This window comes from Microcystis sp. BLCC-F210 (assembly GCF_042134685.1).
In the GTDB taxonomy this organism is placed as follows: domain Bacteria; phylum Cyanobacteriota; class Cyanobacteriia; order Cyanobacteriales; family Microcystaceae; genus Microcystis; species Microcystis aeruginosa_D.
In genome coordinates, this window is the sequence record NZ_CP169647.1 from 728,973 (window position 1) to 741,578 (window position 12,606).

Sequence of the window (12,606 nt, forward strand, 5' to 3'; positions counted from 1 at the left end):
ATGGCTATCAAACGATCGCACAATTCCCCCCTGGCTGCCGAGGAAAATCTGCTCACTCCCAATCCCACTATAGAAGAAACGGAAAAAGCAGAAGCGCAGATTCGTCCGCAATCCCTAGAGGATTATATCGGTCAACAGGACTTAAAGGCTAATCTAAAAGTCACCATCGCTGCGGCCAAAGCTAGACAAGAAGCGATCGATCATTTGCTCTTCTACGGACCACCGGGATTAGGCAAAACCACTATGGCTTTAATTTTAGCGGCTGAGATGGGAGTAAATTGCCGCATTACTGCCGCCCCCGCTTTAGAGCGTCCCCGGGACATTACCGGCATCCTGATCAATCTTCAACCCCGGGATATTCTTTTTATCGACGAAATTCATCGACTGAATCGGGTGACGGAGGAGTTATTATACCCAGCGATGGAGGATTATCGCCTAGATGTGACGATTGGTAAGGGTCAAGCGGCGAAAATTCGCAGTATTTCTTTACCTCCCTTTACTTTAATCGGTGCTACTACCAAAGTTGGCTCTTTAACTGCGCCTTTACGCGATCGTTTTGGACTGATTCAACGTCTGCGTTTCTATACGGTCGAGGAATTGACGGCAATTATGCTCAGAAGTGCCACTATTTTTAGTATTCCCATTACTGAAGCAGGTGCGATCGAAATTTCCCGTCGCAGTCGGGGAACTCCACGCATTGCCAATCGTTTATTAAAACGGGTACGCGACTATGTGCAGGTGAAGGGAGAGACTATGATTACCCCCCAGTTGGCCGATGAGGGATTAAATCAATTAAATGTGGATTCTATGGGTTTAGATTGGACCGATCGATTAGTATTAAAGACGATGATCGAACAGTTTCAAGGTAAACCCGTGGGATTGGAAGCGGTAGCGGCAGCCACGGGAGAAGATGCCAAGACGATTGAGGAGGTGTATGAGCCTTATTTATTACAAATAGGTTATCTTCATCGTACTCCCCGGGGTCGCGTGGTGACAGCGGCTGCCTATGAACATTTAGGTTTACTGGCAAAATTGCCGAAACATAACGATCGCAGTTTACCTTTGTTTGAGTTCTAGTTTTCTGGATAGGGTTGGCTGAATAAATCCAAAAACCTTTTAGATTAAGGCTTTTTCAGGGGGAAAATTCACCCCACACCCTACACCCAGGAAAAACTTTTTCAGCAGACCCTACCTAGGTTTTGGCCTATTTGTGCCCTTCAATACTTCCTTAATCAGATAAAGTCACACAAGTCTTTGTATAAAGGTCGTATCATGGGGATAGTAGTAGATTACATTGTCCCCATTGCTGCCCGCTTCTGATCCAGACTGTGTTGGGATTGATCAAAGCTAATGGCAATAGTGATCTGTTATAGTCAACACTTTTTAAGTCTGTTAACGCCCTATGTCTGTCCTAAATAAAGAAAATCTTAAACTGGAAACTCTCACACTTTTTCAAAAATATCAAAAAACAGGAGACAATAAGTTACGAGATCGGATTATGGAGTTAAACTTAGGATTAGTCAGAAGGGAAGCTCATCATTGGGTCAATCAATGCCGTGAAAATTATGAAGATTTAGTGCAGGTTGGCTGTATGGGACTAATTCGGGCGATCAACCGTTTTGACAGCAGCAAAGGTCATGCTTTTAGTTCTTTTGCTATTCCCTATATTCGCGGGGAAATTCAACACCATCTGCGGGATAAAGGTTATACAGTTCGTATTCCTCGTCGTTGGTTAGATTTAGGCAGACAAGCGACAAATGTGCGTCGGGATTTCCAGTCCCTCTACAACCGCCAACCCAATGATACAGAAATATCCCTCGCTTTAAATATTTCCCCCGAAGAATGGCAAGAGGTCAAACTGGCTTTCCAAAACCGTGAACTTCTTAGTCTCGATGCGATGGTTAATAGCGATGAAGATAATAATACTTGTTTAAAAGACCTCGTTCCCGATCCCCGTTATCGCAGCTTTCAACTTTGTCAAGAGGATTGCATTCGTTTACAACAAGCACTCGCTCAATTAGAAGACAAAACCCGTCATATTCTCGAATTTGTTTTCCTTAAAGATCTTACTCAACGGGAAACCGCCGAACAATTAGGCATTAGCATTGTTACCGTCTCCCGTCGGGTGAAAAAAGGTTTAGAAATGCTCAGGGAAACCATGATCCAAGAAGTATTTTAGCCTAATTATCGGTTTGATGCGGCCGCAATAGCAAGTGATTTAAAACCACAGCTAAATGTTCATACTGCTCGATCAAATTATAGTAGTGAGCAGAAATTCTGACAATTAATGATCCTTCTCTCCAAGCAATGATCGGCACTTCAATCTGATATTTTTCCCACAGTTGTCTAGATAAATCTTCTGCTGCCCAGGAATAACTAGGAATTAAAATTGAGGACATCGCTCCGATCATTGATTCTGGACAAGGATAATTGACCTGCAAGGCACGACAAAGCAAATTTCTGGCTTTTAAAACCAAATTATGATTCCTCGCCATCAGACCCAGTAAACCATCAATAGAGAGAGAATTTAAAAACTCGATCGCTTTTGGCACTGATAAATAAGCACTGGGATCATCGGTTCCCATCCAAGCAAATTCTAACTGAAAACGGGAGCGATCTTGTCGAGGAGAATTTGCCCCATGGCTAATAGTTAAAGGTCGAATTATTGCCTGTTTATCCCCGCGCACATAGAGAAAAGCAGCCCCCTTGGGACTACATAACCACTTATGACAATTAGCAGTATAATAGGTAGGGTTAATTTCCCCAATATTAAGGGGTAAAAAACCTAGAGCATGAGCGCCATCGATAAGAGTATCAATACCCCGATTATTTAATTCTTGCACAATTTCTGCGATTGGCCAAATTAAGGCCGTGGGACTGGTGACATGATCTAAAACTACTAATTTTGTTCGGGGAGAAACAGATGCTAAAATTGCTTGACTAATTTCTAAAGGAGACTGTAGGGGAAAGGGAATTTTAGCAATAATTACCTTTAAACCCCATCTTTTAGCTATATGTTTAACTGCATTAGCACAAGCATTATAAGTCTGATCGGTGATGAGAATTTCCTCATTTTCCTGAAAAGTTAAGGAATTTAATACTGCATTCACTGCTGTGGTTGCATTGGGAACAAAGACTAAATCATCGCTATTTACGCTGACTAAATCCGCTAATTTTTGCCTAGCAATATCTAATAAACCCTCTAATTCTCTCCCCAAAAATGCTAAAGGTTGTCTTTCCATTCGTTCCCGCAATTGCTGCTGATAATCCAAGACTATTCTAGGGGTTGCACCATAGGAACCATGGTTGAGAAAATAAATATTATCAGGAATTAACCAAGCATTCTTAGACATATTAATTTGATTTTGTTTAGAACTAGAAAGAATAGCTGAAAAATTACCGATTGTATTCAGATACTAACTAGCTAGTATATTTATGACATAACGATCCGTTTTAGATTAATCTCCCATGGGGTGAAAACGATGAATAATTTCAGTGACAAAAGTTTCTCCATCTATAGAGAGGATGATTTTCTGATACTAAGATAGCTTCATCTATTTTTTGCCGAATATCTTCCCTCCATTCTGCATCAGTTATTTGTTCATATTCATCGAGTAACTGCAAAGCAAAGTCGATGACTTCTTGGGGAGATTGATATTTTCCCGTTTTCACTTTCTGTTGGAGATGTAGGTTCATAGGTATTATGAGCATCTACTGAGAAAACCAGCTTTATCTTAATTTTAAGCTAAATATCGACAAAAAAAGCTCTCCGGGAAAAAGGAGAGAGGAGAGAACGAGTTAGAAAAAATTATTAATGTAACCATCCTTTCAGACGACGCGCAACTTGAGGACGACGTAATTTTCGCATCGCTTTACTTTGAATTTGACGTACTCGTTCGCGAGATAAATTGAACATTCCTCCCACTTCCTCTAGGGTATAAGGTTGACTGGTAGCTAAACCATAACGGAGAGAGATAACATCTTTTTCCCGTTCCGTGAGAACATCACTTAAAACTGCGAAAATTTCTTGACGCATCATCATCTCATTCATTTTATCTTCGGGAAGTTGTAGATCATCATCTTCCAAAAGATCCACTAATTCCGTATCTTCTCCTTTCCCTACACGATGATTTAAAGAGAGAGATTGACGACGCAATTGTAATAATTGCCGCAATTGTTCGGGAGTTATTTCTAACGCTTCCGCGAGTTCCCGTTCATTGGGATTGCGCTGTAAATCTTGCTTGAGAATGCGCTGCGCTTTTTTGAGTTTATTGAGTTTTTCGACAATGTGAATCGGTAAACGAATCGTCCGCGCATCGTTAGCAATGGTGCGGGTGATTGCTTGTCGAATCCACCAATAAGCATAGGTAGAGAATTTATAACCTTTATTGGGATCGAATTTTTCGGCCGCACGGTTGAGTCCGATCGCACCTTCTTGAATTAAATCTAAGAAAGGAACTCCTCGATTTAAATAGCGTTTAGCGATAGAAACCACCAAGCGCAAATTAGAACGAATCATTTTCCGTTTAGCTGTTCGTCCGCGATAAAGACGGTTTTCCAGTTGACGTTCATTATCTAATTCTAAAGCGATCGCCCATTCTGTTTTCGTCGGGGGACGATGTAAATTTTCTTGCAGTTTTTGGTGTACCTCTTCCGCTTCCATGAGAAACTTGACCGAGTAGGCTAATTCAATTTCTTCTTCCGCATTAAGCAGGGGATAACGCGCCATTTCCTTAAAAAATGCCCCAACAGTATCTTCATTGCTGCCCTTATCGTATCCCGTTCCACTACCGGCAGCCGTGGTTTTTGGGTTTTCTGGTAAAGGTTCGGTGAGATCCTCGTCAATTCTTTCAGCAAAATCCACGCTGTCTAGTTCTAAAGGATTTGTTTCAAGGGTAATGACTTGATTAAAATTATCATCAGTGGCCAGTTTAGAGATTTTCATAAGCAGTTATGGATGGAGTGGGGTTATAATAGCGGGGAAAAACTTAGTGTCTCCCAATGGGCTGATTGTTACATTGAATTTTCGGGGAGCAGATTTTTTAAACGTTTTCTTAATTAATGGCGGCCATTTCTGGGATATAATTGTTCGCTTCTGTGTGAATGGTTACAAATCGCTCAACCAGATAATAAGATTTTCTGGTGAATAGGGGAGACTTTCAGGGTTTCCACTTATACACTCTAACTAGGGTTTTTGCTATTTGACTAGGTAAAGATCACGGTTCTTAACAATCAAGATAGCTATCAGCTTTTTATTACTATTCTTCGCTCTTCCTATTGAGAACTATTCTCATCTTTGGACTCACTAGGGTTTGATTGAATAGTCAATAAGCTGTTCGTAATTTAAATTGCTTGTTGAGATCAGCCAGTCGGCAGGAGGCTGACAGGTGTAGGTTTATTACAAAGAGGTGAGCAGTCACACACTCAAGGTGAGAAAATCAAGCTAGAGATTTAGAGGAGCATCGTGAAAGGCAATGCTGAAAAACAAATATCTCAAGCAGTGGTTGTGCATAGTATCAGAACATCTGCCCCATTTGTCAAGACCGCAAGCTATGCTCTCTGGTATGGCTTAGGTCCTCCTAGGAAGTGTGTTTACCGCAACCTCAAATCCGACGGGGCAGCGGAAAATCAATCTCCTGAACCCAATTTGTCGCCACTTCCCCCCCAACATACTGTCTTTAGTAAAACTCTCCACCTCAAACCTCTACGTCAGCTTTCTTGTTTTCTTCCGGCTACTACCCCCAGGAAACACTTTTTCAGCAGACCCTACCTACACCTGTCAGCACACCCCACACCCCATACCCCAGTTCCCCAACCTGATTGAAACAAACAACCTGTCACCATGATCACTGATAATGTATGTTGAGTTACTGTCTTGAATTAAGGTAATGTTTAAGAAATTCCCCCCTCACACCCCGCTCATTCTTGGACTAGGTTCTGGGGTTGCGCTTTTTACTCTCACCAGTCTCTTTCTCTTTCACCCGAAAATTCTCGCTTGGCTCGATCGCAATAGTGCTTCCCTTCCTAGTCAAGATCCTAACCAACCCTCTGCCGTAGTTGATAGCGCTTCCTTACCACAAACCGAGCGAGATGTCAAGTTAAAAGATGTTGCTGATGCCAACGCGCCCTCTTTAGATCGTAGTCGCGCCCGCTATCTCTTGGCTATGGATTTATTGAGAAAATATGAAGGCGGTCCGGCTTTAAAACAATTAGAAGGCTTAGAAAAACAATATCCTGTCCTCGCTCCCCAGATTCTCCTCAAACAGGGACGCGCCCAGGAATTAAGCAATGATAGTGAAAAAGCGCAAGAAATTTGGCAAAAATTACTGAAAAACTATCCCCAATCGCCTGTAGTAGCGGAAGCTTACTACTCTTTGGGCAAATACGACCCCAGTTATCATGAAAAATTGCTCAAGGAATACCCCCGACACCCGCGCACTTTGGCTTTAATTCGCCAACGTCTTCAAGAAAATCCCGATCAATTTCCCCTATGGTTACAGTTAGCCAAGGCTAATCCTTTTGATCCTACCCTCAATCAGGCCCGCGATCGTTTGGTGAAAGACTACGCCAATCAGTTAACTCCGGCGGATTGGGCAATGATTGGGGCGGGTTATTGGCAGTCGGGATTGTACGAAAAAGCCTATAAAGCCTATGCTAAAGCCACTCCTAGCCCCGAACAAGCCTATCGTTACGCCAGGGGGCTACAAATTGCCAAAAAACTGCCAGAAGCTCGCAGCGCTTACCAAAAATTAATTAAAACCTATCCCCAAGCTCCAGAAACCAGTTTAGGATTACTGCGACTCGCCCAAATTTCTCCTAACCGTGATGCCACAGCATATCTTGATCGCATTGTCAAGCAATTTCCCGATCGCGCTCCAGAAGCTTTGCAAGCGAAAGCCAAATTACTGGAATCAACTAATGCCCAGGCCGCTAGTCAAACATGGCAGACTTTATTAAATAAATACCCAAAATCCGACGAAGCCGCCGATTATCGCTGGTTAATGGCCCAAAAAGCCGCTAAATCCGGTAACTACGCCAAGGCGTGGCAGTGGGCGCAGCCAATTGCGGTTAATAATCCCGATAGTCAAATTGCCCCGAAAGCGGCGTTTTGGGTGGGAAAATGGGCGCAAAAACTGGGCAAAAACCAAGAAGCAAAACAAGCTTTTACCTACACTATTTCTCGTCATCCCCATTCCTATTATGCTTGGCGCTCGGCGGTTTTATTAGGTTGGGACGTGGGGGATTTTACCACTGTCCGCTCCTATAATCCTACCACCGTCAAACCCGCCACCCGTAACGATACTCCCGCCGGATCGGAAGCTTTCAAGGAACTATATCGCATTGGTGAAGATACGGACGCGTGGAATCTCTTTCAAGCAGAAATTGTCGATCCTTGGAATTTAACCGTTGACGAACAATTTAACCTCGGTGTCTATAAACTCTCTCGCAATCAAAATTTAGAAGGAATTAACCTGATTTGGCGCTTGCGAGAAAGAGATACCCCGGAGGAAAGGAAAGCATGGAAAGTCCTGCGACAAAATGATAAATACTGGCACGCTTTATTCCCTTTTCCCTACTACGATACTATCCTAGAATGGTCAAAAGATAGACAATTAAATCCCCTGCTAGTGACAGCTTTAATCCGCCAAGAATCCCGCTTTGAAAAAGAAATTCGTTCTCCTGTGGGGGCAGTGGGATTAATGCAAATTATGCCCGATACGGGTAAATATATCGCGGGTAATACTGGCAATAAAAGTTATTCTTTAACTAATCCCGAAGATAACATTATGATGGGGACATGGTATCTCGATTATACCCACGGTAAATTCGCTGGAAATTCACTTTTTGCTGTGGCTAGTTATAACGCTGGACCTGGGGCAGTTTCTAAATGGAGACAGCGTTTTGATTTTAGCGATCCCGATGAATTTGTCGAGAATATTCCCTTTAGAGAAACTAAGGGTTATATAGAATCGGTGTTTGGTAATTATTGGAATTATCTCCAGATTTATAACCCCGAAATTCAAGAGCAAATGAAGAGAGTTGCTAACCCTTCCTAGTGGATTAATGGGGATGGGTAATTAACTCATTCCCTTACTATATAGCAGTTATCTTAATAGTGAGATACCAAATATCTGGTTTCAGAGAACAGGGAACAGTAGCTAGTCGTCCAGAGATGGTGCATCTCAAATTTGTAGAAATATCGACAATCAGCAATTATCAGTGACTCTTAAATTACCACAAATATATCAACAACTGCGTGTAAGCATCTCACCGAAAAGCTAATGCGCTTCGGGGTTTGGGGACGGCACTTCGACACATTTCGACAAGCTCAATGTAAAAGCTCAGTGACCGCGCTTGCGTCCCCAACAGGGGGTTTGGGGGGTAGAACCCCCCAAAGGTTTGGATTGAGTGATAAAATCAGAAGTAACGCCCAATTTTAGCAGAGAGTTTCCCTTGAAAAATCCCAATTTAGTAGATTTACAAAAATGAGATGCACCCTATCGAACTACCTATTGCTTCTTACTTTTCCTAACCAAGAAATTAATTTTCTTCAATTACTTATATGCAATCATTTAACTGGCAAACCGTCGATCGAGATTCTCCTTTTACTCGCCTAGATTTTCGGACAAAATTAACCATGATGATCGTGGTTACTCTCATCGCTTTTACTTGGGAAAGTCCGCTTGCTGGTGGTTTCCTAACTCTTCTTGTCGCTTTAGCTTGTCTCTGGGCCGGGGTAAAGTGGTCTTATCTCCTCACTATTTTAAAATTCATGGCTCCTTTTTATCTATTCTTATTAATTACCATGGGATTTTTTAATGTGGAACAGGTAAAAGCTTTAACAGGAAAAACTGAATTAACTCCCCTATTAACTGTCGGTTCGGCTCAAATGACTGTGGAGGGAACCCTCTACGGTTTAAATGTGATCTTTAAAACTCTGACGATGGTTTTAATTATTCCTCTTGCTATTTTTACCACTGATATAAATCAGATGATGGTGAGTTTAACTAAAGCCAGAATTCCTTACAAAATAGTCTTTATTTTTTCCTCTACCCTGCGCTTATTTCCTCTCCTAGTAGAAGAATCTCGATCAATTATTTCTGCTCAAAGATTACGAGGATTAGCAATAGAAAAAATGGGTTGGTTGCAAAAAGGAAAAATTTATGCTTCCATCGCTGTACCTTTAATTTTAAACGCTATGGCCAAATCACAAAAATTAGAAGTAGTTCTACAAGCTAAAGCTTTCTCTGGTGATCCCGATCGCACATTTTTACAGGAATCAATCTTAACCAATAAAGACTATTTATTAATTATTGGCTTTCTATTTTTATTAGTTTTGGCAATTATTCTCTATGTAAAATTCGGGGTGGGGAAATTTGCCTGGTTGTTTTAAAATTAATCCCTATTGTATAGCTCGATCGATCTGAGTATATAAAGCTTCTAAATTCCCAGAATTGTCTAAAATAATATCAGCTAGAGCAATTTTTTCGGCCAAAGGTATTTGATTATTAATCCTAGTGATCGCTTGTTCTCTACTTAAGTTATTTCTAGTCGTTAAGCGTTGAATTTGTTGCTCGAAACTGCAAGAAACCACCCAAATCTCCGTGACTAAATCGGTTAATTTAGCTTCAAATAATAAAGGAATAGAAAAAACAACTATCGCCGCTTCTAACTGCTCTAAATGCCGATTAAAACATTCTCTAACGTAGGGATGAATCTGACTTTCTAACCAGATTTTTTCCTCGGGATTATTAAAAATAATTTCTCCTAACTGTTGGCGATTAAGGGAATTATCCTCAGTTTTAACTTTTTTGCCATAACGCGCCAAAATTCTCTCTAAAATTGCCGAACCTTTTTCCACTGCTTCCCGGGCATAAATATCCGCATCAAGAACGGGAATTTTGTAGATATTTTCTAAATAATGAGAAACCGTAGATTTACCAGAGGCTATTCCCCCCGTTAACCCGATAATTCTTCTCGATATAAATACAGCTTTTGTCATAAACATTAATTATGGTCATTTCAAAAATTTTTTGTGGAGGCAGGTTCTGGGATGTAGTTGGCGGCGATTTAGCCATCTTTCAGATGGTCAATTACCCAATTTTCAGGGAAAAAGTACCTGAGTTTTCCCCCTGACCACTCCAATCTCCCGCGCTTTTTGATGTCAAAACAGTCTATAAGTCTTATCCAAAAAGGTTTTTAGATTTATTCAGCCATTCTCAGACATTTCTACAAGGTTGAGAAGAACCCACTCCCAGTTCCTGCGGTAAGGAGAGCGATCGAAGCTGATCGGAAAAAGCTGACGGCTGATGACCTACTATTATAAAATTAAAGGTTGCGACTGAAACGAGAATAATTATGGCAACCATTAACAGTAATTACTTAAAACTAAAAGCGGGTTATCTTTTCCCAGAAATTGCCCGACGAGTCCAAGCTTTTGCGGCAGCCAATCCCGATGCTAATATTATCCGTCTGGGGATTGGGGATGTCACCGAACCTTTACCCCGCGCTTGTCGCGAGGCCATGATCAAAGCGGTGGAGGAAATGGGCGATCGCTCTAGCTTTAAGGGTTACGGGCCCGAACAGGGTTATGCTTGGTTACGGGAAAAAATCGCTGTCCATGATTTTCAGGCTCGCGGTTGTGATATCAGTGCCGATGAAATCTTTATTTCCGACGGTTCTAAGTGCGATACGGGCAATATTCTCGATATTTTTGGGGATAATAACTCGATCGCCGTGACCGACCCAGTATATCCCGTTTACGTCGATACTAATGTTATGGCTGGACACACGGGAGAGGTCAACGAACGCGGTGAATACGAGGGCTTGATTTATCTGCCAATTACCGCTGAAAATAACTTTACTGCCCAGATTCCGACGGAAAAAGTCGATTTAATCTATCTCTGTTTTCCCAACAATCCCACCGGGGCCACAGCTACCAAAGAACACTTGACAGCTTGGGTTAATTATGCTAGGGAAAACGGATCGATTATCTTTTTTGATGCAGCCTACGAGGCCTTTATTACCGATGCCAGTTTACCCCATTCCATCTACGAAATCGAGGGGGCGCGGCAATGTGCGATCGAATTTCGCTCTTTTTCTAAAAATGCCGGTTTTACCGGGACTCGTTGCGCTTTAACCGTGGTTCCCCAAAGTCTCACGGCCAAAGCTGCCGACGGGACGGATGTGCAACTCTGGAAACTGTGGAATCGTCGGCAATCGACCAAATTTAACGGCGTTTCCTACATTGTCCAACGGGGGGCCGAGGCGGTTTATTCCCCAGAAGGACAAGCACAAGTAGAAGAACTTGTCAAGTTTTATTTACAAAATGCAACAATTATCCGAGAAAAATTAACCACCGCCGGTTTAGAAGTGCATGGTGGTGTCAATGCGCCCTATGTTTGGGTAAAAACGCCCCAAGGTCTATCCAGTTGGGATTTCTTCGATAAACTGCTACATACCTGTAAGGTGGTGGGGACCCCCGGATCTGGCTTTGGGGCTGCTGGAGAGGGTTATTTCCGGCTATCAGCTTTTAATAGTCGTGCCAACGTCGAGGCCGCTATGGAGAGAATTATCGATAAATTTCAAGGCTAATCGTTAAGAGGAGGGATGTTTGCGGAAGCGTCCTCCGGCAACCCCATCGGGAATTGATAGACTGGTAACTGCTCACCGACAACGGCTCACCGATGCGACCCTTTTGGTTAGAATCCTTACAGGTAGAAAGATTAACGATCGCAATTGCTGGCCTACCAGCGCATCTGCAAGGGATCAAGTTGGTGCAGTGGTCAGATCTGCACTGCGATGCACAGCATTTGCCTCTAGCTGTCCTGCAAGAAGCGATCGCCATTACCAATCAGGAAAAACCCGATCTCATCTTCCTGACAGGGGACTTTATCACCCATAGTCCCAGGCCAATTTTTGCCCTAGTCGAGAGCATAAAAGCTCTCAAAAGTCAAGGGGGTATTTATGCTTGTTTAGGAAATCATGACAGTTATCTTCCCAACGCTAGGGAAACGGTCAGATCGGCCTTAACTAGCGTGGGAATTCGGGTACTCTGGAATGAAATCGTCACACCCTACGGCGAAAATTTTCCCATCGTCGGACTGGCCGATTATTGGTCTGGGGAATTTTTACCGCAAATCCTCGAGCAAATCCCCCCTGATATACCCAGACTTGTTCTTTCCCACAATCCTGATACAGCCATGATTTTAAAGGATTGGCGCGTGGATTTGCAGTTATCTGGTCATACCCACGGAGGCCAAGTGACTATCCCCGGTATCGGTTCCCTACCAATGGTTTTAGAGAAACTTAGGCGATCGCTGCCCGAACCCTATCATCCATGGGTTCCCCTTCATCGGCAGTTCAGCAGAGTAGTCCGATACTGGCAATGGTCCGAGGGATTTCATCGAGTCGGGGAAAATCAATTATATGTGAATCGAGGCTTAGGAACCTATTTTCCCGGTCGTCTTTTTTGTCCCCCCGAAGTGACAGTAATCACTTTGGTCAACAGTAGTCAGTCTTGAATCAGTCATTAGTTATCAGATTTGAGTTTTAAGTGTGCAGCATTAAATCAGCTGTTGACTATCTAAATTACTCGTTAGGACT

General features: G+C 42.6%; 10 protein-coding genes. 6 read left to right on the forward strand and 4 right to left on the reverse strand.

From position 1 onward, the window contains the following. Positions 1-1,077 (forward strand): Holliday junction branch migration DNA helicase RuvB, encoded by a 1,077-nt coding sequence (gene ruvB / locus ACE3JL_RS03600; RefSeq protein WP_271991496.1) that lies wholly within the window; start codon positions 1-3, stop codon positions 1,075-1,077. Positions 1,078-1,402: 325 nt separating this feature from the next. After that, entirely contained in the window at positions 1,403-2,179 is a 777-nt protein-coding gene (locus ACE3JL_RS03605; RefSeq protein ID WP_271991498.1) for an RNA polymerase sigma factor SigF, read from the forward strand. A 1-nt stretch (position 2,180) separates the two neighbouring features. On the opposite strand, the gene ACE3JL_RS03610 is transcribed toward ACE3JL_RS03605, so the two are convergent. The 3 genes from ACE3JL_RS03610 to ACE3JL_RS03620 all read right to left on the reverse strand — a co-directional run bounded on the left by ACE3JL_RS03610 (position 2,181) and on the right by ACE3JL_RS03620 (position 4,945). Continuing rightward, positions 2,181-3,353: an aminotransferase class V-fold PLP-dependent enzyme gene (locus ACE3JL_RS03610; RefSeq protein WP_375328862.1), complete on the reverse strand. Its 1,173-nt coding sequence runs from the start codon at positions 3,351-3,353 to the stop codon at positions 2,181-2,183. 139 nt (positions 3,354-3,492) lie between these two features. After that, a complete protein-coding gene (locus ACE3JL_RS03615; protein ID WP_241673911.1) occupies positions 3,493-3,696 on the reverse strand; it encodes a transcriptional regulator in 204 nt (67 codons plus the stop codon). Between the two features lie 115 nt (positions 3,697-3,811). After that, complete coding sequence (locus tag ACE3JL_RS03620) at positions 3,812-4,945, reverse strand: RNA polymerase sigma factor, RpoD/SigA family (RefSeq protein WP_271991505.1); 1,134 nt, start codon at positions 4,943-4,945, stop codon at positions 3,812-3,814. Between the two features lie 943 nt (positions 4,946-5,888). Between ACE3JL_RS03620 and ACE3JL_RS03625 the strand changes: the two genes are divergently transcribed. Together ACE3JL_RS03625 and ACE3JL_RS03630 are read left to right on the forward strand one after the other, a co-directional pair. After that, the gene (locus ACE3JL_RS03625) at positions 5,889-8,057 is read left to right on the forward strand and encodes a transglycosylase SLT domain-containing protein (protein ID WP_375328863.1); all 2,169 of its coding nucleotides are present in this window, start codon (positions 5,889-5,891) and stop codon (positions 8,055-8,057) included. Positions 8,058-8,563: 506 nt separating this feature from the next. Then, complete coding sequence (locus ACE3JL_RS03630) at positions 8,564-9,394, forward strand: energy-coupling factor transporter transmembrane component T family protein (RefSeq protein ID WP_375328864.1); 831 nt, start codon at positions 8,564-8,566, stop codon at positions 9,392-9,394. A 9-nt stretch (positions 9,395-9,403) separates the two neighbouring features. On the opposite strand, the gene coaE is transcribed toward ACE3JL_RS03630, so the two are convergent. Further along, on the reverse strand, positions 9,404-9,985 hold the full coding sequence (gene coaE / locus ACE3JL_RS03635; RefSeq protein ID WP_271991526.1) for a dephospho-CoA kinase: 582 nt from the start codon (positions 9,983-9,985) through the stop codon (positions 9,404-9,406). 374 nt (positions 9,986-10,359) lie between these two features. On the opposite strand from coaE, the gene ACE3JL_RS03640 reads away from it, so the two are divergent. After that, positions 10,360-11,595, forward strand: coding sequence for an LL-diaminopimelate aminotransferase (locus ACE3JL_RS03640; RefSeq protein ID WP_271991512.1), 1,236 nt, complete (start codon positions 10,360-10,362; stop codon positions 11,593-11,595). 92 nt (positions 11,596-11,687) lie between these two features. Beyond that, the gene (locus tag ACE3JL_RS03645; RefSeq protein WP_271991514.1) at positions 11,688-12,524 is read left to right on the forward strand and encodes a metallophosphoesterase; all 837 of its coding nucleotides are present in this window, start codon (positions 11,688-11,690) and stop codon (positions 12,522-12,524) included. Positions 12,525-12,606: the final 82 nt, after the last annotated feature.